At 59.0% G+C, this 23,226-nt stretch carries 25 protein-coding genes; 17 read left to right on the forward strand and 8 right to left on the reverse strand.

The window, feature by feature from the left end:
• The first annotated feature begins 58 nt into the window (after positions 1–58).
• Positions 59–721 carry an HAD family hydrolase gene (locus BW974_RS09665; protein ID WP_076429921.1) on the forward strand — a complete coding sequence of 221 codons (663 nt, stop codon included), beginning with the start codon at positions 59–61 and terminating at the stop codon, positions 719–721.
• Here the strand turns inward: BW974_RS09665 and BW974_RS09670 are convergent.
• Both BW974_RS09670 and BW974_RS09675 read right to left on the reverse strand, forming a co-directional pair.
• Positions 680–2,602: a molybdopterin biosynthesis protein gene (locus BW974_RS09670; protein ID WP_076429922.1), complete on the reverse strand. Its 1,923-nt coding sequence runs from the start codon at positions 2,600–2,602 to the stop codon at positions 680–682. The genes BW974_RS09665 and BW974_RS09670 overlap by 42 nt on opposite strands.
• On the reverse strand, positions 2,599–3,810 hold the full coding sequence (locus tag BW974_RS09675; RefSeq protein ID WP_076429923.1) for a molybdopterin molybdotransferase MoeA: 1,212 nt from the start codon (positions 3,808–3,810) through the stop codon (positions 2,599–2,601). The genes BW974_RS09670 and BW974_RS09675 overlap by 4 nt, the downstream gene beginning before the upstream one ends.
• A gap of 72 nt (positions 3,811–3,882) precedes the next feature.
• Here BW974_RS09675 and BW974_RS09680 point away from each other — a divergent pair, with 72 nt between their 5' ends.
• Positions 3,883–4,665 (forward strand): GIDE domain-containing protein, encoded by a 783-nt coding sequence (locus BW974_RS09680; protein ID WP_076430329.1) that lies wholly within the window; start codon positions 3,883–3,885, stop codon positions 4,663–4,665.
• A gap of 12 nt (positions 4,666–4,677) precedes the next feature.
• Here the strand turns inward: BW974_RS09680 and BW974_RS25575 are convergent, their stop codons facing one another.
• Positions 4,678–4,851 (reverse strand): hypothetical protein, encoded by a 174-nt coding sequence (locus BW974_RS25575; RefSeq protein ID WP_175609659.1) that lies wholly within the window; start codon positions 4,849–4,851, stop codon positions 4,678–4,680.
• A gap of 66 nt (positions 4,852–4,917) precedes the next feature.
• Complete coding sequence (locus BW974_RS09685; RefSeq protein ID WP_076429924.1) at positions 4,918–5,121, reverse strand: hypothetical protein; 204 nt, start codon at positions 5,119–5,121, stop codon at positions 4,918–4,920.
• Positions 5,122–5,189: 68 nt separating this feature from the next.
• Here BW974_RS09685 and BW974_RS09690 point away from each other — a divergent pair, with 68 nt between their 5' ends.
• From BW974_RS09690 to BW974_RS09710, 5 genes are all read left to right on the forward strand, one after another.
• Positions 5,190–5,396, forward strand: a complete 207-nt coding sequence (locus BW974_RS09690; protein ID WP_076429925.1) for a hypothetical protein — start codon at positions 5,190–5,192, stop codon at positions 5,394–5,396.
• 210 nt (positions 5,397–5,606) lie between these two features.
• The gene (locus tag BW974_RS09695) at positions 5,607–5,963 is read left to right on the forward strand and encodes an Hsp20/alpha crystallin family protein (RefSeq protein WP_076429926.1); all 357 of its coding nucleotides are present in this window, start codon (positions 5,607–5,609) and stop codon (positions 5,961–5,963) included.
• A 6-nt stretch (positions 5,964–5,969) separates the two neighbouring features.
• Positions 5,970–7,643, forward strand: coding sequence for an ABC1 kinase family protein (locus BW974_RS09700; RefSeq protein WP_076429927.1), 1,674 nt, complete (start codon positions 5,970–5,972; stop codon positions 7,641–7,643).
• A gap of 85 nt (positions 7,644–7,728) precedes the next feature.
• Positions 7,729–8,094 carry a hypothetical protein gene (locus BW974_RS09705; protein ID WP_076429928.1) on the forward strand — a complete coding sequence of 122 codons (366 nt, stop codon included), beginning with the start codon at positions 7,729–7,731 and terminating at the stop codon, positions 8,092–8,094.
• A gap of 65 nt (positions 8,095–8,159) precedes the next feature.
• On the forward strand, positions 8,160–9,245 hold the full coding sequence (locus BW974_RS09710) for an aminotransferase class I/II-fold pyridoxal phosphate-dependent enzyme (RefSeq protein WP_076429929.1): 1,086 nt from the start codon (positions 8,160–8,162) through the stop codon (positions 9,243–9,245).
• Positions 9,246–9,613: 368 nt separating this feature from the next.
• Here the strand turns inward: BW974_RS09710 and BW974_RS09715 are convergent, their stop codons facing one another.
• The gene (locus tag BW974_RS09715; protein ID WP_076429930.1) at positions 9,614–10,243 is read right to left on the reverse strand and encodes an RNA ligase partner protein; all 630 of its coding nucleotides are present in this window, start codon (positions 10,241–10,243) and stop codon (positions 9,614–9,616) included.
• A 454-nt stretch (positions 10,244–10,697) separates the two neighbouring features.
• Between BW974_RS09715 and BW974_RS09720 the strand changes: the two genes are divergently transcribed.
• The 3 genes from BW974_RS09720 (at position 10,698) to BW974_RS09730 (ending at position 13,345) form a co-directional block, all read left to right on the forward strand.
• Positions 10,698–11,078 (forward strand): translation initiation factor IF-5A, encoded by a 381-nt coding sequence (locus BW974_RS09720; RefSeq protein WP_076429931.1) that lies wholly within the window; start codon positions 10,698–10,700, stop codon positions 11,076–11,078.
• On the forward strand, positions 11,079–11,885 hold the full coding sequence (gene speB / locus BW974_RS09725; protein WP_076429932.1) for an agmatinase: 807 nt from the start codon (positions 11,079–11,081) through the stop codon (positions 11,883–11,885).
• Between the two features lie 698 nt (positions 11,886–12,583).
• Positions 12,584–13,345 (forward strand): Nif3-like dinuclear metal center hexameric protein, encoded by a 762-nt coding sequence (locus BW974_RS09730; protein WP_076429933.1) that lies wholly within the window; start codon positions 12,584–12,586, stop codon positions 13,343–13,345.
• 252 nt (positions 13,346–13,597) lie between these two features.
• Here BW974_RS09730 and BW974_RS25580 read toward each other — a convergent pair whose 3' ends face one another.
• Positions 13,598–13,738, reverse strand: a complete 141-nt coding sequence (locus BW974_RS25580) for a hypothetical protein (RefSeq protein ID WP_158413660.1) — start codon at positions 13,736–13,738, stop codon at positions 13,598–13,600.
• A 115-nt stretch (positions 13,739–13,853) separates the two neighbouring features.
• Between BW974_RS25580 and BW974_RS09735 the strand changes: the two genes are divergently transcribed.
• The 5 genes from BW974_RS09735 (at position 13,854) to BW974_RS09755 (ending at position 17,300) form a co-directional block, all read left to right on the forward strand.
• Entirely contained in the window at positions 13,854–14,519 is a 666-nt protein-coding gene (locus tag BW974_RS09735; protein WP_076429934.1) for a bacterio-opsin activator domain-containing protein, read from the forward strand.
• Positions 14,520–14,573: 54 nt separating this feature from the next.
• Complete coding sequence (locus tag BW974_RS09740; RefSeq protein WP_245799984.1) at positions 14,574–14,840, forward strand: HalOD1 output domain-containing protein; 267 nt, start codon at positions 14,574–14,576, stop codon at positions 14,838–14,840.
• A gap of 38 nt (positions 14,841–14,878) precedes the next feature.
• On the forward strand, positions 14,879–15,952 hold the full coding sequence (locus BW974_RS09745) for a deoxyhypusine synthase (RefSeq protein ID WP_076429935.1): 1,074 nt from the start codon (positions 14,879–14,881) through the stop codon (positions 15,950–15,952).
• A 73-nt stretch (positions 15,953–16,025) separates the two neighbouring features.
• Positions 16,026–16,703: a DUF7847 domain-containing protein gene (locus tag BW974_RS09750; protein ID WP_076429936.1), complete on the forward strand. Its 678-nt coding sequence runs from the start codon at positions 16,026–16,028 to the stop codon at positions 16,701–16,703.
• Positions 16,704–17,105: 402 nt separating this feature from the next.
• Positions 17,106–17,300 carry a cold-shock protein gene (locus BW974_RS09755; RefSeq protein ID WP_076429937.1) on the forward strand — a complete coding sequence of 65 codons (195 nt, stop codon included), beginning with the start codon at positions 17,106–17,108 and terminating at the stop codon, positions 17,298–17,300.
• Between the two features lie 105 nt (positions 17,301–17,405).
• On the opposite strand, the gene BW974_RS09760 is transcribed toward BW974_RS09755, so the two are convergent.
• Positions 17,406–19,253 (reverse strand): hybrid sensor histidine kinase/response regulator, encoded by a 1,848-nt coding sequence (locus BW974_RS09760; RefSeq protein ID WP_076429938.1) that lies wholly within the window; start codon positions 19,251–19,253, stop codon positions 17,406–17,408.
• A 394-nt stretch (positions 19,254–19,647) separates the two neighbouring features.
• Between BW974_RS09760 and BW974_RS09765 the strand changes: the two genes are divergently transcribed.
• Positions 19,648–21,162 (forward strand): phosphoenolpyruvate carboxykinase (ATP), encoded by a 1,515-nt coding sequence (locus tag BW974_RS09765; protein ID WP_076429939.1) that lies wholly within the window; start codon positions 19,648–19,650, stop codon positions 21,160–21,162.
• A gap of 99 nt (positions 21,163–21,261) precedes the next feature.
• Here BW974_RS09765 and BW974_RS09770 read toward each other — a convergent pair whose 3' ends face one another.
• Complete coding sequence (locus BW974_RS09770; protein WP_139328848.1) at positions 21,262–21,783, reverse strand: VOC family protein; 522 nt, start codon at positions 21,781–21,783, stop codon at positions 21,262–21,264.
• A gap of 202 nt (positions 21,784–21,985) precedes the next feature.
• On the opposite strand from BW974_RS09770, the gene BW974_RS09775 reads away from it, so the two are divergent.
• Positions 21,986–23,203, forward strand: coding sequence for an alpha/beta hydrolase (locus BW974_RS09775; protein ID WP_076429941.1), 1,218 nt, complete (start codon positions 21,986–21,988; stop codon positions 23,201–23,203).
• Positions 23,204–23,226: the final 23 nt, after the last annotated feature.

A 23,226-nucleotide genomic window follows, 5' to 3' on the forward strand; every position in this document is an offset into this window, starting at 1 on the left:
TCCGCGTCGATGTTTGACGAAGAGTTATAAGCGAAGAGGCACTACTATAGGAACCCCAATGGTCGCCGGCGAGTACGATTTTTGGCTTCTCGATTTGGACGGGACGCTCATCGATATCGAACCAACCTACGTCGAAACGGTGTTCGACCGTGTGAGCGACTGTCTCGGCCGCGAGTTTACGGAGTACGAATCCGAAATCATCTGGCACGGACTGGGCGGGTCGCGGGACGCACAACTGCGCGAGTGGGGCATCGACCCCCCGAACTTCTGGGAGGCATTCCACTCGATAGAAGACCCGCAACTCCGCGCCGAGCATACGTTTTTGTACGACGACGCCGCGTTCGTCGCCGACTTGGACTGCCCCGTCGGGTTGGTTACGCACTGCCAGCAGTTCCTGACCGACCCCGTCATCGACCGACTGGGCATTCGGGACTGGTTCGACACCGTCGTCTGCTGTGACGAGCGATTGGGGTGGAAACCCGACCCCGCGCCAATCGAATACGCGATGACCGAGATGGGCGTCGAGCAGGGTGGCCGCGGCGTTCTGGCTGGCGACGGTTCCAGCGACATCGGCGCGGCGTGGAACGCAGGACTCGACGCGATACACGTCGAACGACACGACCCGCACCGCAGAAATCAGTGCGTGTTGGGCGACTACCGAGTGAACAGTTTCGACGAACTATGGTCGAACGCCGGGCAGGTCGCGGAGTACACCGACTAACTCGGATTCGAGCGCAGCCCGCAATTCAGCCATCCCATCCTTGCGTTCGCGTGCTGGATTCGCCAGCACGCGAACGGTTTCCTCGCCGAGCGGGACGAATCCCAAATCCAGTTTTTCGGCCGTCGAACGCAGGCCGAGTCCGGTGTCCGCAAATCCGGCGGCGACCTTTCGGGCCGGGCTTTCGTGGGCTTTCACCGTCATCTCGAATCCGGAGATGGATTCGACGAGTTCGTGGCGGGTCGTTCCGCGCTCCTCCGCGAGGTCGGCGACGGCGTTGCCGAGCGTCGTCCGCAGACCGGAGTCGGTGCCGCGGTTGATGAATGTGAGGTCGCGTTCGACCAAATCGGCGAGTCCTTCGATTTCCTCGGGGTTTCCGGCGGGAACGACCAATCCCCACTCACGGGAGTAGGACGCGAGTTCGGTTCCCTCGCTCGCGTCGGAATCTCCGGTCGCCACCGCGAAATCCGGCACGCCGTTTCGGAGTCGGCGCAGCCCTTCTCGGCTTCCCAATGCGAGGTAGCGCGGCGAATCGAGCGTGTCGAGCAGGCGCGAAAACGCGGGGTCGTCCTCGCCGACGCCGAAAACTGACGGTGGGCGCACGTCCGGTGAAAACAGGCGCACTTCGACCGACTCGCCTTCCGCGAGGTAGGCCGTATCTGGTTCGACGGTCACTACGCCGTCTGCTTCCACGAGGCTGGTCGTCGCGCCACTTCCCTTATCGACCGGATAAGCCAGTACGCGACCGGTTTCGTCTTCGACCAAACCGGTCGGCATGAGTCGCATTCTGCCCTCCCCATAGCGTTCTTCGACTGCCATCCGAGCCTCGATGGTGGCCGTGGTCGGTTCCGGAACACCCGCCGCGTTTCGAATCGCTGGCGCGACAAAGGTTCGGAAGATGGTCAGCGCGGAGACGGGATACCCCGGCAGGCCCACGTAGGCCGAGTCCGGAAACCGTCCGATGAGCATCGGTTTGCCGGGTTTGACTGCGACGCCGTGCAACAGGAGTTCCCCCTGCGATTCGATGACGCGGTAAATCACGTCTACTGCGCTCGCGCTGGTCGAACCAGACGAGAGGACGAGGTCGCACTCCGCTTCGGCCTCCAACAGCAGGCGCTCCATTTCGTCGTAGTCGTCGCCAGCGTGGGGGTACAGAATCGGTTTCCCACCCGCCTCCTCGACTGCCGTGGCGATGGTGTAGCTGTTCACGTCGTAAATCTGGCCGGATTGGTCGGACAGCGGATTTCCGGGGCGGACGAGTTCGTCTCCCGTCGAGATGATGCCGACTTTGGGTTTCCCGCGAACCGGTACCTCGTCCACGCCGAGCGCGGACAGCAGGCCGATTTCTCGCGCCGTCAGTCGCGTTCCGGGGCCGAGTGCGCGCTGTCCCGCAGAAACGTCCGCACCTGCCAGCATGACGTGGTCGCCGGGCGCGAGTGACGTACGGATTTCGACGCGGCTCGCGGCTTCGCCGCTCGCTCGTTCCGAGTCGCGTGGCGACTCGTGTTCATCCGTTCGCTCGACCATCACCACCGCGTCCGCACCGAGCGGCATCACGGCCCCGGTGGAAATTTCGACCGCTTTCCCCTCGCCGACTTCGACTGTGGGTTCCACTCCTGCGTGGACTTCCCCGACGAGGTCGAGAATTACGGGGTCGGCCTCGTCCGCGCCGAAGGTGTCCCGGGCTTTGACCGCGTAGCCGTCCATGCTCGCGCGGTCGAATCCGGGCACGTCCCGGTCTGCGTCCAGTCGCTCGGCCAGCACTCGCCCTCGCGCGTCCACGAGTGGAACGCGCTCGGTTTCGGGCGACAGGTCGAGTGACGCGATGGCTTCGCGGGCGGCGTCTGGTTCCGCGAGGTCACGGAACTCCTTGCGCTCGCTCATGCAGACCACTCCCAGTTCGCAACCGAAACCGTTTCGCCTTCGGGAATTCCCTCGCGTTCCTCGGGTACTTCGACCCAGCCGTCAGCCAGCGCGACGCTGGACAACACGCCGGAACCGCTGGCCCGCGTTGGGGTTGCGGTGCCGTTCTCCATCGTGACGCGGACGAACGACCGGATTCCGGGTTCGCTCCGGATTTTCCTGCTGAGTTCTGCGGTCGTCGTCGGAAAGGAATCGACCGGGAGGTGACCCGCCCATTTCATCGCAGGACGGAGGAACTGCACCGCGTTGATGATGCAGGCGACGGGGTAGCCCGGAAGCAGGACGATTGGCGTTTCGTCCACGACGCCGAGTGCGACTGGATGGCCCGGTTTGAGGGCGACACCGTGAACGAGAACCTCACCCAGCTCCGCGACGACTTCCGGAAGTAAATCGCGCTCACCGACCGAGGAACCACCGGTAGTGACGATAATGTCGTGGTTGAGGTTCGATTCGATAGCCTCGCGGAGCGCATCCTCGTCGTCGGTGACCACGTCGTGGTAGGTCGCCTCTCCACCCCAACGCTCGACGAATCGCGAGACGGTCAATCCGTTCGTTTCGACTACCTCGCCGGGTTCCGGGTCGGATTGAACCAGTTCTTCTCCGGTCGGAATCACGGCGACTCGTGGGCGCTCGTACACCGATAGTTCGCGGATGCCGACCGATTTCAGCATCCCGAGGTCGGAGGGCCTGAGTCGGTGGCCGGGTCCGTACAGCGATTGGCCTTCTTCCACGTCTTCGCCGATTGGGGCGACGTTTTCACCCTCCGCGACGGCGTCGAAGATTTCGACGTCCTCGCCGAATTTCTCTGTCTGTTCTATCATCACCACGGCGTCAGCGCCCTCGGGAAGTTCGCTTCCGGTGTGGACGCGAACAGCGGTATTCGGCCCCATTTCCGCTTCTCGACGGAGGATTTCCGGCGACCGACCGCTCGCGCCGAAGGTGTCCTGCGCTCGCACCGCGAAGCCATCCATCGCGGCCCGCGGGTAGTGGGGAACGCTTCGTGGGGCGACGATTGCCTCGGCGAGTATCCGCCCGTCTGCCGAATCGACGGGGACGGATTCGGTGCGGTCGTGCCCGGAAACCGACTCGTGGAGTCGCTCGCGGGCGGCCGACACGCGAGTCGTCTCCTTGAAGCCGGACTGCTTTCTGTCCGGTTGATGGTCGCTCATGTCCGTCCGTTCGAGTCGCCGGGCAAAAAGGAAGCGGGGAACACTTATCATCGGATGGACAACAGTTCGACTATGTCCCTCCTCGATTATCCGCTCGCGCTGGCGATTTTCTGCATCAGTTCCCTCGTCGGAACCGTCATGTTCTGGTATGGAACCAAAGACCTCCGAACCGCCTACCGAATCCTGACGAACGACCCGAACGACGTCCAATCGCTCGGCGACGGCGCTCCCGTCGAAGTGGAAGGCACTGCACAGGCCGAAAGCGGCGTTCTCCAATCGCCGTTCACTGGAACCGACTGTCTCGCCTACGAATACGAGGTGCAAGAGGAACGAAACAGCAAGAACGGACGCCACTGGCGCACCATCGATTCCGGCCGAAATCACGTGCCGTTTCGCATCGAGGACGAAACTGCCAGTGCGCTGGTTGACCCGCGCGGTGCGGATTTTCGATTCAAATCGGAGCGTTCGATCGACGTTCGCGGCGGGAACAAACCGCCCGAGCGAGTTCGAGAGTTCATCGCCGCGAACAAGGATGTAGACTCGGAAGACCGCACGCTCGACCTCAAACTGTTCGAACTGAAAACCGGAAAGGACAGAAAGTACATCGAGAAACGCCTCGACTTGGGCGAATCCGTTCACGTCCTCGGCGAAGCGCGCTACGATTCGATGGCGGGAAGCGAGGCAGGAGAGGTAAACATCGTCATCGGTCACGGCGAAAACGCCCCGCGATTCCTCGTTTCGGACGCGGACGAACGCGGCGCGGCGTGGCGCGTCGCGTGGGGCGGCCTGCCGTATGCCCTCGGAGGCGTCGTACTGTTGGGGATTGCAGGATTCGTGTTGGTCGGGGCGTTGTAGTCGCCGCTCGAATCAGAACGAGAGACGGAAGTTCGATTTTTGCGCGATTGAGATACCGATGCCCGACCCAACCGCGGAGGGGATGTAGGCCAACCATCTGGTTTCCCCCATGAGAAACGTGTCGAGAACGACGATACTGACGTAAGAGACAGCAGCCCAGAGGGCGAAAGCGGTGATGAATCTCACAGTCGATCCATCGTTCCAACAGGTAGTAGTTGTTCCGAAAATTACGTTTTTGCTCGAAAATGGAACTCAGTCGTTTCGAGAGCGCGATTCGGAGGCCTCCGAATCGCGCTCGTGTGCCGACGCGGATAGCATGACGACGACGAATCCGAACAGTAGCCAGACGAAAAATTCCGGGTCGAGCAGTGCGGTGTTGTCGTACTCGGTCAGTGTTAGAAAGGCAGTCCCGACGACGGTAGTAACTCCGAAGGAAACGACGGTGATGAGCGCCATTTTCGACAGATACTCCACAGCACGACATACGATTACACAGTTATATTCTATCCGGAAAGAAAACGAGTATGGAACGTCACTCTGCAATTTTGATGTATATCATCCTCCCATCGGTTTGCAATGCCGGAATCATCGCCGTGACGCTTCTCCGATTTCCAGACGCGATTGGAGCGCACTCGTTCCGACTCGTCCAACTCGTCTTTTTTGCCGCCTTCGGCTGGCTTCTCCACACCAAACGGGACGAACTATTTGGCGAGATGGAACCACAAGGATGAACGCGAATCGCTATCCGGTGAGATTTCTGTGCTCTCTTACTCTCGGCGTGCATCTCCCAGTTCACGGGTCGTTGCGGAAGAGCGCGCTCTTCCGCGTTCTCGTTCACCCCATACGTCGCTCACGAGAACACCACTCCCCGTTCACACCGTGGTTCCTCCGGAACCACGTAGACCGCACCCTTTTTCGGCTTTGCCTCCCAAGATGGAAGTATGTCAACGCTTCGTGATGCGTTGCGGGAACTTCCGGACGCCGTGTTCGCGGACTTGTTAGAGAGCGAGGAGGCCTATCTCCTCGTCATCGACATGCCCGGCGTTACCGAAGAGACGATAGACATCGACGTGACAGATGGCCGCCTCCAAATCGAAGCGCGGCGCGAGAAAGACGTGCCCATGGAGTTCGATTATTTGAGCGAGGAGCGCTCTCTGTTTCTCGACGCCGAACTGCCGCTGCCGCCGGATTCGACCGGTTCGGGCGCGGAAGCAACCGTCTCGCGGGGCGTCCTCGAAATCACGCTCCCAAAACGGTCGGCGGCGCCAGACCAATCCATCCCTATCAAAGGTCGATAGCGGTAGGTGGTCTTTCTGGCATCTCTTCGCGCGTATCGTCGGTTCTTCGTCGTCGCATGGCACTTCCTGCCGCTCCTGCTTAGCTACGCCCGTGACCGGAATCGGTTTTTCATCTTCGGTCGCTCCCGGCAGGTGGACAGTAAAACGCGAATCGAGCGGGCGGACACGCTCCTCGAATCCCTTCTCACGTTGGGGCCGACGTTCATCAAACTCGGCCAACTGCTTTCGACCCGCCCGGACATCCTCCCGCCAGAGTACGTTGAGGAACTCTCGAAACTACAGGACGAGGTTCCGCCCGCAGAGTGGGAGCGAGCACGGAAAGTGCTCGAATCGGAAATCGGGCCGGTAGAAGAGAAGTTCGCCGAGTTCGACACCGAGGCGATAAGCGGTGCCAGCCTCGGGCAAGTGTATGCCGCGCAAATCAACGGCGAGAAAGTCGCCGTGAAAGTTCGCCGCCCCGGCATCGAGGACTTGGTCGAGGCCGACCTGCGGGTGATTCGCTGGTCGCTTCCCATCCTGATGCGCTTCATCGGCCAAGGGCGGGCGTTCTCGCTCGAAAACCTCGCCGACGAGTTCGCCCGGACGATTCGGGAAGAGATGGATTACGGTCGGGAGGCGTCGATGCTCCGAGAAATTCGCTCTAACTTCGAGGACGAAGACGGCATCGCCATTCCACGAGTTATCGACAGTCACTCCGGGTCGCGCGTTCTCACGATGAAGTACATCGGCGGGACGAAAATCAACCGCGTCGATGAACTGGACGACAAAAACATCGACCGCCACGAACTCGCAGTCACCCTCCAACGGGCCTACCTCCAGATGATAATCGAGGACGGCGTTTTCCACGCCGACCCGCATCCCGGCAATCTGGCAGTCAAGGACGACGGCACCATCGTCTTCTACGACTTCGGAATGAGCGGTCGGGCGGACGAGTTCATCCAGCGCAAAATCGTGGATTTCTACATCGCGGTGGCGAATCAGGACATCGACGGGATTCTCGACGCGCTCATCGAGATGGGTACCCTCAGTCCGGAAGCAGACCGGGCGACGATGGGGAAAGTGATGGAACTCGCAATCGAGGACGCTCGCGGGGAGGACATCGAAACCTACCGCGTTCAGCAAATCGTGGAACAAGTCGAGGATACGATTTACGAGTTTCCGCTTCGTCTCCCGTCGAATCTCGCGCTCGTCCTGCGCGTAGCGACGGTCGTTGAGGGCGTCTGTGTCACCCTAGACCCCGAGTTCGACTTCATCTCCGTGGCGACGGAGTACCTGACCGAAGAAGGCTACCGCGAAGAATCCATCAAACAGTACGTTTCCGAGACGGGCGACCAACTGCAAGCCTCGGCCCAGTCGATAATCAGAACGCCGCCGAAACTGGAGCGAACGCTGGATAGAATCGACCGCGACGATTTCTACGCCCGTGTCAGCATCGAGGACGACAACGACGTGTTCGATTTGCTGGCGAAACGCCTCATCTACGGTATTCTGCTCGCCTTCGGCGGCCTGACGACGGCAGTGTTGTACGCGGCGGAGGCGGTTCCCGCTGCCGGGATTTCGGGCGCAATTTCGCTGTTCGTTGTCGGACTGCTCTATCGCTCGTTCCGCAAACGAAAGGGGATTCGGACGACGCCACAGTTTACGCGGCAGAATCTTCGGGATCGGCGCGGCGGGAAGTAACGTCGTGGCCAATCCAGTCACTCCCGAGGGGAAATTATCAGACATTTTTAAAAATATCTTAAAGTTTGAATAATATATTTCGAATATGTCCTCCAGCGTTCAGTCGTCCACCACGACAACCCAGAAAGGGAGTCACTGGTGGTTACTAGTTCTGCCTGGATTAGTAGCGACCCTGATTACAGCAGTTACGTCTGCCGTATTCGGTGTGTCGCCGACACTGACTTCGACGGTTCCGGCACCAATCAAGTTCGTCTTCGGTGCCGCAGTTCTCACCGCGCCCGCCCTCGTCGCAATCGGGATTCATTTCGACCGCAAGTACGTCGCGTCGGTGTCGGCGTGGAAACCGCGTTCCGAGTACATCCTACTCGGAATCGCCATGTGGTTCGGTATCGGCATTCCGCTCGCCCTGTTGTATCTGTTCCGGCGGCACAAGTACGTCGGCGTGCCGTGATTTTCGACTGCTCCCTCAACTGCCCCATTCCGTAGCTTTTCCACCGCCCGCGAACAAGAGTCGGTATGCAAATCGAACCGTTCAAACTGGAACGCTGGTTCGCGGAATACGAACACGAGGCGGACATCATGTTGGCCGAGAGCGGTATCCGAAGCCTCGATGCAGACCGCTTCGACACGAATCCCGGCGAGTTGGGCTACGTCATTCCGACGAACGGCAGTCCTAAGTTTCGCGCGGAAGTCGGCGAGCGCTACGACCGAACCGCCGACGAAGTGCTGTTCACCTGCGGAACGCAGGAAGCGAACTTTCTGGCGTTTTTGAGCCTGTTAGGCAAGGGAAACGAAGAAGGGAATGGCCACGCGGTCGTCGTCACACCGACCTATCAAGCACTCCACGCCGTGCCTGACTCATTGGGAGAGGTAACTCGGGTGTCACTCGAACCGCCGGAATGGGAACTGGACGTTGATGCGGTGGCCGACGCGATTCGGGATGACACCCGAGTCATCGTGTTGAACAACCCGAACAACCCGACCGGACGGTATCACCCGCAGGAGAAAGTCGAAGCCCTGTACGACCTCGCGGAAGACGCCGGGGCGTACCTGCTCTGCGACGAGGTGTATCGCCTGCTCGCGGACGACCCACTGCCACCTGTCGCTAGCATGGGCGAACACGGCATTAGCACGACGAGTCTCACGAAAGCCTACGGGCTGGCGGGCCTGCGATTCGGGTGGCTCGTCGGTTCTGAGGAGGTCGTAGAGGGTGCGTGGGAGTGGAAGGATTACACGACCATCTCGCCGGGAATCATCGACCAGCACGTCGCTCGGCAAGCACTGGGTGAGCAGGAAGACGAGATTTTGGCGGAAAACCGCGAGTTGGCCGAGAAAAATCGAAATCGGGTTCGTGAATTCGTGGAGGAGTACGGACTCAACTGGTACGACCCAGTCGGCGTGAACGGATTCGTCTCGATTCCGGACGGGTTCGAAAACGGGACTGAGTTTTGTCGAGAGGTCGTTGAAACCGAGAGTGTGGTTCTCGCTCCGGGGGATTTGTTCGGGTATGAGGAGTATTTCCGGATTGGATTTGGGCTCCCCACCAAAGAGTTGGAGGAGGGATTAGGTCGTGTCGAATCGTTCCTCAACCGGCAAACGTAAACTGAAAATTTCCAATGGAATCAGGCGCGCGAGGGATGACTGAGCGACGAAGAAGCGACTGAGGGCCGGGGGAAATCTCCGATTTCCTCGGGTGAGCAAACGCGAAGCGTTTGCGAGTCACGGAAAACCGTCGGTTTTCAGGTGCCGCGAAAGAGCAGCGCTCTTTCGCAGGCTTCGTTTGTTGTCGTGATTTGCATAGTCTCGTTTGATTAGGCTGTGTTGGGGCAAATCACGACAACAATGAAACCGCTATCGCACAGCAACCGCACCACGCCCTCCCCAACCGACTCCTTCGCTCCCTTCGGTCACTCAGTCGTCCCTCGCGCGTTACTCGCGCGCCAGACGAATGCAACCGGGAAGTTGGTCGGTCACTCCTCCTCGAGAGCGTCAAGATACTCTTCGAGCAACGACGGAAAATCCCGTCCGCGCAGATACCGCAGGCCGAAATCCTCGGCCCAGTTGATGATGCCGGTGTCCTCGGTGACGACGCCTGCATCGAGTTCGCGGGCGAGGATGAGTAGGTCGAAATCCTCGCGGGAGTCGAGAACGCCGCGTCGGAGGGTCGAGCGATACTCGCTTCGCAGGTCGGAAATGACCTCGCCGACGTTCGCCTCGCCGTCGTCGAAAGCTTCCCGCACCGCGTTTTCGGAGACGCGTAGGCCCCTATCGACTCGCCCGCTCATCTCGTCGATGAACCGGTAGACGAGTTCGGCGGGAATCATCACCTCGAAGCGGGCGGGGTTTTTCTTGATGACCCACGTTTCCAGTTTCGAGAGGGTGGATTCGGAGATGTTGCGCTCTTGCAGAATGACGGTGAGTTCGTTGTGAACCGAGGGCGGGATGTAACAGGAGATGTTGAGCGAGAGTTTCGCCCGGGCAATCGCATCGAGTAGACGGTCGATGGCCGACTCCAGCGCCTCGTCTTCGTTCCGAATCTCCTCCGTGAGGAAAACCGACGTATCGAGGACGAACCGCTGTTTCAGCGGATGTTCCGGCATACGTGGCGATTCGCGCGCGAGAGTAAAAGCTCTCGCATGGTATTCGCTCACGAATGTCATGACTGAAACGCTGAAAAATATTTATAATGATTGATGGCCAAGTAGTAACTGTCGCGGGAACCGGGAGAACAAACCGGATGGTCTTCGTTCGATTGAACGTAGACGCGGAGCAAAAACCAAGTGGTCGGTAACACGACACCGAGGTCAACGCTCCGACGGAGAACCGAAGCGACTCAAAAATCGTCCACGCGGACGATTGTGAAGACCAAGTAACGGACGGCGTGAAAACGGCGTTCGTGAAACTGGTGGAAGCCAGCAGGGTCGTACGAGTCGTGGAAAACGTCTCTCGTCCGGGTTCTAATCGCGGTTCTCGTGCTTTCTCGTTACACTACCTGCTGAGCGACAGCGCGACAGTTCCAAACGGTTTATACCGGAGCGAACGCAATCCCGCGGTATGGCGAAAGAGCAAAAGGAAGTCCGCGAACTCCAAGAAGGAAACTACGTCATGATGGACGGTGCCGCATGTGTCATCAAGTCCTACAGCACCGCAAAGCCCGGCAAACACGGCAGCGCGAAAGCCCGAATCGAGGGTAAAGGCGTTTTCGACGAGAAAAAGCGCAGCCTCAGCCAGCCGGTTGACGCGAAGATTTGGGTTCCGATTATCAACCGGAAACAGGGCCAAGTCGTCAGCGTCGAGAGCGAAACCGTCGCACAGGTCATGGACCTCGAAACCTACGAGACAATCACCATCAAGACGCCCGAGGGAATGGGCCTCTCGCCCGACGACGAAATCGAGTACCTCGAAATGGACGACCAACGCAAAATCGAACGCTAAATGTTTCCCGGTGCGTCCACTGACCGCGGACAAGCGGACTTCGTGGTGGTGGGTGCGCCGCTCGACGTGTCCACCACGTTTCAGCCCGGAACGCGATTCGGTCCCGAACGAATCCGACGATTCGCCCGGACGTTCGACGACTACGACCATCGCACCGGGCAGTTCTTTTCAGACCTTGCAGTTCACGACCACGGCGACGTCTACGCATGGGACGACGCCGAAGAGTACCTCGAATACGTCGAAGGCGTCCTCACCGACATCGTCTGGGACGACGCCTGCCCCCTCCTCCTCGGCGGCGAACACACCGTCACACTGGCTGGAGTGCGGGCGACCGAACCGGACACCTTCGTCTGTCTCGACGCCCACTTAGATTTACGAGAAGCCTACGACGGCAACCCCCTGAGCCACGCGACCGTCACCCGGCACGTTCTCGACGTCGCCGACCGCGCCGTCATTCTCGGTGCCCGAACCGGAAGCGAGGAGGAGTGGAACCGCGCCGCCGAATCCGACGTGACGGTCGTCCCACCCGAGGAGGTCGCCGACTGGGAACCCGACTTTGAGGGTTCCACCTACCTCAGCGTGGACATCGACGGCGCAGACCCCGGATTCGCCCCCGGCACCGGAACTATGGAACCCTTCGGTCTTTCCCCCCGGGAGATGCGCGACGTGGTTCGGGACGTAGCTGAAGAAACCGACGTTGTCGGATTCGACGTTGTCGAAGTCAACGACCGCGACGACGGACAATCGGCTTCGCTCGGTGGGAAATTACTGCGCGAGTTTGTGTTTTCACGTGCGCAAGGCGAGTGATTCGAAACGTTGCTGAACTCGATTCTCAATTGTTTCAGAATGCTGACTTTCCTCACGGCGCGTGCGTTAGCAGGGCTGAGGATTCCGAAGCCCTGCTGAGTATCACGCGAGGGATGACTGAGTGAGTGAAACGAACGAAGGAATCGGCTGGGGAGGGTGTGGTTCGGTTTCCATTGGAGTCGTGATTTGCTCACGTCCGCTTGATTTTGTTGAACAAATCACGACTCCAAACAACCGCCTCCGCACTGCGACAGCCACATCCTCCCCAACCGATTCGCTCGCTCCTCCGTCGCTCACGAAGACCTCGCGCGGCTATGCCTCGGCTCTTCGGACGACCGTGTCCTCGAGGTCTCGCCAGCACGCGCCACGAGTTAGTCCAAATACTCGTAACTCACCGGTCGCCCGTTTCGCATTGCTCTGAAAAATTCGAATCAGGTGTCAGGTAGTCCGCGAAACCGAGCGGAACAGGGTTAACCCCTGAACACGCGCCGAAGTTTGCTCACGATACGTCGCCTGAACCGTCGTGGCAGGCGTCGCCACGTAAACATTGCTTTACGGAACTTGCCCATGGTCAAACACCTCGGTTACCGCTCGTCCCCATAGAGGGGAGTAAAAATAGGTCGCGAACGGTCTTAACCGTGATGGCTGATGGCACGAAAGCCGGGACATACAAACCGACGGCGCGTGGATGATGTGGTATGAACCTCGCCGAACTCACCGAGGAGTACGACGCCCGACTCCGAACGAGCGACTTCGCGGACGTGGACGCGAGCGCGAACGGGCTACAAGTCGGCCCGGACGAAAAGGAAGTAGAGCGCGTTGCCTTCGCCGTGGACGCCGCAGAGAAGACCATCGAGGACGCTGTGGAGTGGGACGCAGACGCGCTGGTCGTCCACCACGGCCTATCGTGGGGCGGCATCGAACGCGTGACGGGGCGCGACTACAACCGAATCGCACCGCTCATCGAAAACGACGTGGCGCTGTACGTTTCGCATCTCCCACTGGATTCGCATCCGGAACTGGGCAATGCGGCAGGAATCGCCGACCTCCTCGAACTCGATTCCAGAGAACCGTTCGGGAGCATAGGACCGGAACACATCGGCCAGCGCGGGCGCGGCGAACTGACGGTCGAAGAAATCCGCGACGAGTTGGCCGACGAACTCGACACCGGGGGACGGGAGATACGAGTGTTCGACTTCGGCCCCGAAACAGTCGAGGATGTAGCCATCGTCACCGGAAGCGGCGTGGATTGGCTGGACGAAGCCATCGACGCGGGGGCTGACGCGCTGATTACTGGCGAAGGAAAACAGAAGGTGTACCACGAGGCACGGGAGGCCGAAATCAACGTCCTCCTCGCGGGGCACTACGCAACCGAGACGTTCGGCGTGCAGTCGCTCCAGTCGCTCGCGGAAGAGTGGGGACTAAAAACGACGTTCATCGACGAGCCGACGGGACTGTAACTGCTAATCGGCCGAAGTATCACCACTGCACTACCGCAGAATGACTTCCCTACAACGACTACCACGGAACCATAGAATGACTACCACAAAATCGTGACTGAACTACGGGATGATGGCGACTGAACTACTGTACAATGTTAACTGAACTACCTGATTTTTCATCCTGATTTTTCCGAAATCGTCATACGATTTCGTGGAAACAGATGGTATTAAAAGGGGGGACGACGAGAATTTGGACGTGTCCTGCGGGTTTCAACGGTTCGAGAGAACCGCCGGGACTATCGGAGTCACGTCCCGGTCTTGCAGGAGACGGGCCGCCGCCGACCGGCCCCGACAGCCGAGCCTTCGGGTTGCGGCTAATCGAAGCGTCTCTGGCGTCTGACTCCGCGTCACGCGCGCCCTTCGTGGCAGTCGGCAACACAGTTTCTCCAATCAGATGACGGTATGAGAACCATCAGCACAGCGACCGGAACAGGGATGCTGCGGGACGACGCAGTGACGCATTCAAATGAGTTTTATCGTCGAAATCGAAATCCCAGTGGATGCATTTCCGTTAGGGGAACTCGTCCAACGGTATCCGGACGCACATATCGAACTCGAACAGCTCGTTCCCGCGGACGACGGCTTGCTCCCGTTTTTCTGGATTCGGAACGTCAGTGCAGGCGAAATCGTCGAAACCGAGGAGGAAGAACCCGCACTCGAATCCGTCTCCGTCCTCGACGATACTGGCGATGCGCTACTCTGTCGAATGACGTGGAACCGCGACCAACCCGGATTACAGGACATCATCGTGGACGGACAGACGACGCTCCTCGGCGGAAGTGGGTCGTCGGACGGCTGGTATTTCCAGTTCCGGTTTACTACCCACGTCGCCGCGAGTCGGTTGCGCGAGGAACTTTCGGCGCGGTCGATTCCCTTCGAAGTGATGCGCGTCTACTCGGTACAGGAGATGCGCGAACGACAGTACGACCTGACCACAGAACAGTACGACGCGCTGGTTTCGACGCATCAAGCGGGTTTCTTTAGAACACCGCGTCAATCGACGTTGGCGGAGGTCGCACAGGAACTCGACATCACCCCACAGGCGCTGTCGGCCCGGTATCGGCGCGGGTTGGATTCACTGCTCGACAGCACGCTGTACGAAATCGGTGATGATTCTGCATCGGGGAAATAAATCCCCGAACTCAGCAACCCAAACCGACCAACCGGACACACACTAAGGACCGATGTGAGCGACCAACCCAACCTGAAAAAGAGCGACGCAGTTATCAGCCAGTTCGAGGGGGCGTACCGACCTTCGGAAGCCGTCATCGAAGCGATTGCGGAAGTCGAAGAAACGGAACCGTGGAACCTCCAGCCACCGTTGTACGAGGCGCTCGACCCGGACGCCCTCGATTCGCTACTGATGGGAAAATCGCCGCCGAAACGGGTGGTGTTCGGCTATCTCGGTCACGACGTGACCGTAGAGCGCGACGGGCGCGTCGTCGTGGAATAATCGCGGCGTTCAAGCCGATAGCTCACACAGGGAGGGACATGAGCGACCACGACGAGCGGGACGACGAACACGGCGACCATACCGGTCACGAAGAGAACGGGAACCACGATAGCCACGGAGAACATCACGTTCACCGCGAGGAGTTTCACCACGACCCCATCGCCCACGCGGAAGTTCGGGCCGGGATGACCGTCGGTGAACTCGCCGACGAGTACGGTTCCGCAGGCGTCGGCGCGGCGAACATCCACAAAGCCGTGGACATCTACGCCGAGATGCTGGGCGACGACGTAACAAACTTTTTCGGCCTCGCTGGCGCGATGGTTCCGACCGGAATGCGCAAAATCGTGTCCGACCTCATCCGCGACGGTCACATCGACGCGCTGGTGACGACCGGCGCGAACCTCACCCACGACGCCATCGAGGGTATCGGCGGGAAACACCATCATGGAAGGGACGAGCGGGACGACAAGTCCATGCGCGAGCACGACGAGCAACTGCGCGACGAGGAGGTAGACCGAATCTACAACGTCTATCTTCCACAGGAGCATTTCGCTCTGTTCGAGTCTCACCTGCGCTCGGAAGTCTTCCCGAACATCGAGGAGACGGTCAGCATCCAACGCATGACCGAAGAACTGGGTCGTGCGAACAGCGAGGTGAACGAACGCGAAGGAATCGAAGAGGACGCCGGAATCGCGGCGGCGGCCTACGAAAACGACGTTCCAATCTACTGCCCCGCAGTGCAGGACTCGGTGCTCGGCTTACAGGCGTGGATGTACTCCCAGACCACCGATTTCACGCTGGACGCGTTGAAGGACATGACCCACCTCACCGACCTCGCGTTCGAGGCCGACAAATCCGGCGCGATGGTCGTCGGCGGGGGCGTACCGAAAAACTACGTTCTCCAGACCATGCTCGTCTCGCCCTCTGCCTACGATTACGGCGTTCAGTTGACGATGGATCCGCCACAGACCGGCGGCCTCTCGGGAGCTACACTGGACGAAGCGCGCTCGTGGGGCAAACTGGAGAAGGCGGCTCGGAACGTCTCCGTATATGCGGACGCGACGATTACGCTTCCGTTGGTGGTGGCGGCGGCGCGCGAGCGGATTGAGTGAAAATGAAAATCGTGGGGTAGCACGTTGGCCGCAATCCCAACACTTTTCATATTTCTATTAAATTATTTAAAATATGGCATATGCACAACTGACCCGTCGTGGTGCTATCGGGACGCTCAGTCAGGCGTTCGGATGGCTCGCCAGCAATCCGATTTTGATCGTCCTCGGATTCGTCCTCGGACTTCTGAGCGGTTTCGGAGAGATGTTTCTCATACTCTCGCTCGTCGGGACGCTGTTCGGTATCTTCGTCGATGGTGTCGCGCACGTCTTCGCGGAGAACGAAGCGTACGACGAGCGAACCGATTTCGGCGATGCCGCCTCACGAGTCGGGAGCAAGTATCTCACTCTGTTCGTGATGAGTATCGTCTACAGCATCATCGTCGTGATTGGTTTCATCTTCCTCATCATTCCGGGCATCTACTTGGCGCTCCGACTGTCGCTCGCGTTTCCAGCCTGCGTCATTGACGACAAAAATCTCACCGAAAGTCTCGAAACCAGTTGGGAAGTCGCGCCCGGAAACCTGCTAAAACTCTTCGGTATCTCGCTGTTGGCAGTCATCATCGGATTCGGTGTCGGAATTGTGGGCATTATCGGCGGTGGCGACCTCGAACTCACCATCATCGGGCTTTCGGTTCTGCTCACGACGTTTCTCCACCCCGCGATTCAACTGGCGTATGCGCGTGTCTATCTCGAAAACAAACCGATGGAAGAGGAAGGAGACACGAACGAAACGGACTCGATGCACGTCTGAGTTCGTCACGTTGGCGCGGACAGAGACAATCGTTTTTTAGGAGCAGTACTGTAGTTGAACGTGGCCGATGACGAAAACAGGTGTTCCGAGCTAGTCTGGCGGCTGGTGGTGACGAACCCTATGAGTGCCGAGGCCAATCGATTACGAAAGCACGAGGCTACCGTTTCGAAACTGGTCGGGAGTGAGAAGCAAGAACATGGCACAGTACCGAGATAAAAGCTGTAGATACTACGGAAGTCTCCGCTCGTTGTGCAAATAGAGCAGTATATCAACGTAAAACTGCCCATCAATAACCGAATGGCCATCTAACCACCTACAATCAGTACATTTGTACAGTAAGAATCGAATTTTGAGGACGAATGCGGAACCCTTAACCGTGTCCCCCATTTGTATTTAGTTGTAATGGCAAACGGTAACGTTGATTTCTTCAACGACACAGGCGGCTACGGTTTCATTTCGACTGAGGATGCTGACGACGACGTGTTCTTCCACATGGAAGACGTTGGCGGTGAAGATCTTACGGAAGGTACGGAAATCGAATTCGACATCGAACAGGCACCAAAAGGACCACGCGCGACGAACGTCGTTCGTAGCTAAAAATTTCTCACAGTCGCCAGAAGGCGATATAGCGTAACCTCGTTTCTTTCAGCGTACTACGTCTCCGAGAGCATTCGCTTCGCAACGAAATTCCGTAATCCGTAGTTAGCCGTCGGTTCGTGCGTGGGCGGCGTCGAACTCGACGCCGCCTACCTCGAATCTGGCACCACCGTCGGACGATTCGGTAATGGTTAGGTTCCAACCGTGTGCGTCGATGATTTCGTGAACGATTGCGAGTCCGAATCCGGTTCCATTGCCGTTGGAATAGCCGCGTTCGAAGGCGTCCGCCCGGTGCTCCGGGTCGATGCCGGAACCGGAGTCTGCAACGTAAAAGCCGTCTTCGAGCGTTCCGATACGGACGCGAACATCGGTGCCGCCGTGTTCGATTGCGTTGCGAAACAGGTTCTCGAACGCGGCTTGCAGTCGGTCTTCGTCGGCCGAAATCACAGCCTCCCCGTCCTCGATTTGAAAGGTCGCGTCGGCCGTCTCGGTCTGTCCCCACGCCCGAGTTCCGACCGTTTCGAGCGATATCGGCGTCCGGTCGTTGCAGGGCTGACCCCCCCGAGCTATCGAGAGCAGATTCTGTATCATCGTCTCCATTCGGTCGTGCGCCTGCTCGACCTCGTCGAGATTCCCCTCGACACCGTTCCGGCGAACCTCTCCGAGATACATTTGTGCGATTCCGAGCGGATTTCGGAGGTCGTGGGAGACGATGTCCGCGAACTGCTCTAATTTCTCCTCGCGCTCCTTTCGCTCCGTGATGTCGAAGTACAGTTCGAGGCGGCCACCGGCGTACTTTCCGGATTCGATTGGCTGACTTCGGTGCTGAAGATACCGTTCGTCACGACCCTTGTCCGGCAATACGTGTACCTGAAACTCCCCGACGGATTCGTTGCCTTCGTACGCGTCGCTGGTCTGTTCCGCGAACGTCTCCGGTTCCGCGAGTCGGTATTTTAGAACCTCGCCGACGAGTTCGGTCATGCCTCGTCCCTCGACGGCGATATCTTCGAGTCCGAAGTAGCGTTCGGTCGCCTGATTGATCCACGCGATGTCGAACGACGAATCGAGGATGAAGACACCGACCTCGGATTCCCCGAAAACGTCCTCCACGACCGAACGGTAGTATTCGACCAACTCCTTTCGCTCCTTTCGTTCCGTGATATCTCTGATAGTACAGACGAGACCGCCATCCGCCGTCGTCGAAAGCGAGTGGTTTTCGAGGAACGTGCTACCGTCCCGGCGCAGTCCCTCGGTTTTGCCCGACCACGTCCCTTCTTCGTAGAGAAGCGGAAGAACGTCGTCTTGCACCCGCTCCACCTCGTGGTCTGCGTACTTTTGCATCCACGTCATTCCGAGCATCTCGTCGGAGTCGTAGTCGTGAAGGTCGGCGTACGCTTGGTTGACGTAGATGAACTCGCCGTCGTCGTCGAGCAGAGCGATTCCTTCCTGTGCCGTTTCCAGCGCGCGGTAGATGCGGTGGAACTCGTTCTGTCGTGATAGACGCCCGGTTCGTCCGTTCCTTTGGTGGTCGACCGCCGCCCGAATCCGGTGGGCGAGAAGGCCGATGCCGTCGCCGGAGGGATGGTGGACATAGTCGGTCGCGCCCGCAGAGAGTGCTTTCTCGGCGAGTCCTTCGACCGTCTGATCGGAAACGAGGATGAAAGGGAGTGCCGGAGACGTACGCTTGATGCTGGCGAGAACTTCGAGTCCGTCACCGTGGTCAAGTCGGTATTCGCTAACGAAACAATCGACGGTGTTTGCGCCGACTCGGTCGAGACCGTCGTCGGCGCTCACCGTCGTCACGCAGAACTGGTGGTGGTTCCCAAGAGCAGTGGCCATCTCAGAATCATCTCCACTGCCGGTTACGAACAGCACGCGAATAGCCCTCCGCTCGACCTCGGCCGAGGTTACACCGGAACTCGGCTCTTTCGACAGTCCCCGTTGGTCAGCCATAAACTAACAAATAATTCGAGAGCAAAAAGACTAGGTATATAATCCGAATTCGGGGCGGAGTTCGATGAGGGTGGAGATAGCTCCGAGAAGTTTCAGTCGTTTTCGAGTCGGTTATGCAGTGGCTGATGGCGCGACAACTTCGGAAAGAACTCCGAGAACTGAAATCAGTGCTGGAGGCGGGTGACAACCCGGTTTCGGAGGCAAATCAGGCAGGGCCTTCTGGGGCGTGAAAATCGTGAAACCGAGTCGATATGATTGCGTCCGTGCGGCAAAAATCCACAAATGTTTACTCACTTCCGAAATCCAAAATCCGCTAAAAAGTGTGTTATGACACCACTAAGGCGGAGATAAACCGTGCATAATTATAGTCGTCTATGTCGGCCTCATTAGTACGATGTCAGACAGTGGGCAGGCAGTCCGACCCCTGAAAGAGACGCTCCCTAATCCGGTAGAGGCAGACAATGTACTCTACAATCCGTCACTCGAAGAGCTACGCGAATTTTCGCGCGAGCTCGAGACCACGGCGGAGTTCGGTTCCCCGTCCTACGTGAGCAGAGAACGCTCACGCAATTCGGATAAAACGAAAAACGCGATAGACCACGCATTTGGCCCGGAGGATTACGGACACATACAAGACGCACTCGACTACGCACAGGAAGAAGAAATCCTCTGTATCGACCGGCAGATGGGCCGCCACGCCGAGCACTCCTACCGATGCAGATTGTACGTCCCGAAGGAGTACGGTCGCATCGCCCTCGCGTGGGCGAAATTGTTCGAACCCGTCGAGGGTGAGGGCGAACCGGATTTCGTCACCGTGCAGATTCCCGACTGGGACGAAATCGCGGTTCGAATCCTTCCCGAAGAAGGCCTCACTGCGGTTCTCGGAAGCGACTACACCGGTGAAGCCAAGAAGTCGTTCCTCCGCTTGTTCATGTTCCACGCCAAGCGAAAGGGCGGCCTCGGCCTCCACGCGGGGAGTAAGCGCGTCACGCTCCGCGACGACGACGATAACCTCCAAAACGTCGGGCAGGCGTTCCTCGGACTCTCCGCGACCGGCAAATCGACGCTGACCGCCCACGGCCTCTGGCTTGACGAAGACGAGGGCGAGACGGCGACGATGCTCCAAGACGACGTGTGCGCCCTCCTCCCGGACGGCTCCATCGCGGGGAGTGAAGGCAACGGTCTGTACGTCAAAACCATCGGACTGGACGCTGACGAACAGCCAGCCATGTACGACGCCGTGACCCACGACTCCGCCGTCCTCGAAAACGTGGATGTGGCAGACGATGGCACCGTGGACTTCGACAGCGACCGCCACACCGCAAACGGTCGGGCAATTATCCTCCGCGACTATCTCTCGTCTTCAGGTGAGGACATCGACCTCGATAGGGTTGACCAAGTGTTCTTCATCACCCGCAATCCCGTCATGCCGCCGGTCGCCAAACTCACTTCGGAAGAGGCCGCCGTGGCGTTCATGCTCGGCGAGTCCATCGAAACCAGTGCTGGCGACCCGTCGAAGGCTGGCGAATCCATCCGCGTGGTCGGCACCAACCCATTCATCGTCGGGTCGAAAGGCGAGGAAGGAAACCGCTTCCGCGAACTCATCGACGACCTCGGTGTGGACTGTTTCGTCCTCAACACGGGCCATCTGGGCGGCAAGGACATCGGCGTTACGGAGTCGGTGACACTTCTCCGAGAAATCGCCCGTGACACCGTCGAGTGGACGACGGACGACGCGACGGGACTCACGGTTCCGAGTTCGGTGCCCGGCATCGACATCGAGGAGTTCGGCGTCGCCGACAACGTCACTGACTACGAGGCCGAACTGGAGAACCTCCGCACCGAACGGCAGGTACATCTCGACACGTTCGACGACTTGGACGAAGACATCAGAGACTCGGTTTACTGAACTGCCCGTTCGCAGATTTTTGCGGTAAAATCGGTCTTTTGGATTGTTTTGCGAATAAAAGAAGCGAAAGAACGGTAGTCGCTTGTCCGAGCAGACCTGCTATTCCGAATCGAGACTGTCCATCGCCGTCTCGAAATCCAACTCGGTGTCCACGGGTTCCGTGAAGACGAGTCGGTATCCGTCGGGGTCTGCGAGCGTTATTTGCCGCGTGTTCCACGGCGTTGCTTCGGGGCCACTCACGACGGTTGCATCGTGCGATTGCGTCCGTTCGAACACGTCGTCCACCGTCTCGTTTTCTACGTTGAGGGTGAGCGACAGTCCGTTCCCGGCCAGTTCGGACGTCGCTTGTGCAGCCTGCTCCGGACGTTCGGATTCGTCGGCGGGAACGAGCATCACGTCCGCGTACTTACGATAGCGGAGGTGAGCGATGCCCGGCAGTGGTGCGACTTCTCGGAATCCGGCGACTTCTCGATACCAATCGGTCGAATCCTCCATGTCGGTCACCTCCATTCGGGCGAACATTGGCATCGGGTAGATGTCAATGTCGTTCGATTGCGATTCTGTATCCGTCGGTTCGTCGTTTGGTGTCGGCATCTGTTGTGAATTGTGGAGCGTCGTCACTACGCAATGCGTAGGAGCAGTTCCGAAAGCAGTGGCTCGACCCACACCGAGTGGCGTACTCGGTGCAGAGCGAACGGAAACGAAAGAGACGGCGTTAAATCGCCATGGTACCGGTGTGTACGGAAAATATCGTATTTAACTGTTTTGCCGGATGACTGACCATCCGAGAATCGACTATTGTCTTCCACCCCGTCTATGGCATATGAACGTCCACTTCGAGGACACGACCTTCGACTACCAGACGCTCAGGGCGATGAGTTACGCCACCTACGGCGGGGCCGAACCGGGCGAATGTCTGACCACGGTCGAAAACATCGGTGAGGGAAATTTCGAAGAGTGGTTCACCGAATGGCGACGAACCGCCGACCGGGTCGCCGAAACGGCCCGTGATGCACTCGACGGAGAACACCACGAAACCGCGCGAGGAGCGTTCTTTCGGGCACACAACTACTATCGAACAGCGGAGTTCTTCCTCGATTCGGACGACCCGAGACGACGTCCGACGTACGAGCGAAGCAGGGAGACGTTCAGGAGTGCGCTCGACCTGCTCGACAATCCTGTCGAGCAGGTCGAAATACCCTACGAAGATACCACCCTGCCGGGATACTGGTTCTCGCCCGAAACGGGCGGTGACGACGGTGATGACTCTTCCGAACAATCGTGTCCGACCGTCGTCTGCCTCGGCGGGTTCGACTCGATTGCCGAGGAACTGTACTTCCTCTGTGGCGTCCCGTCGGCGCTCTCCCGCGGCTATTCCTGCCTCGTCTTCGACGGGCCGGGACAGGGCGCGCCGCTTCGGGTCGCGGGACTTCGGGCACGTCCGGACTGGGAAGCGGTCGTCGGCCCCGTCCTCGATTTTCTCGAAGGGAAATCCGCCGTGGACGAAACCCGAATCGCTCTCCTCGGCGCGAGCATGGGCGGGTACTACGCACCCCGGGCCGCGGCGTTCGACGAGAGGGTGTCGGCCTGTATCGCGTTCGACCACTGCTTCGACCTGTGGTCTGCGTCGGCCCACGGACAGGAGCGAATCGCCGAGCTCATCGACTACGCCCCCGGCGTGGTCGTGAACGCATTAGCCGAACTCGGCGCGCGGTTCGACCCCGGCGCACGCTGGCAGTTGCAGAACTCCAGTTGGGTGTTCGGCACCGACGCCGCAAGCCTCCGTCGGACACTTCGGGAGTATTCGCTCCGCGACGTTGCAGACCGGATTACTTGTCCGACGCTCGCGCTGGCAGGCGAGGACGACCACCTGATTCCGCTGCCACTCGTTTACGAGTTCGTTGACGCTGTGAGCGGGCCGACGACGCTTCGCGTATTCACGGCGGAAGAAGGCGCAGGTGAGCACTGTCAACTCGGGAACCTTTCGTTAGCTCACGGGGAAATCTACGATTGGTTGGACGAGCGTTTTTCCGACGTGTAGCGCCACTCACATGCAGACCCCAT

The sequence above is a fragment of the Haladaptatus litoreus genome (genome assembly GCF_900156425.1).
In the GTDB taxonomy this organism is placed as follows: Archaea; Halobacteriota; Halobacteria; order Halobacteriales; family Haladaptataceae; genus Haladaptatus; species Haladaptatus litoreus.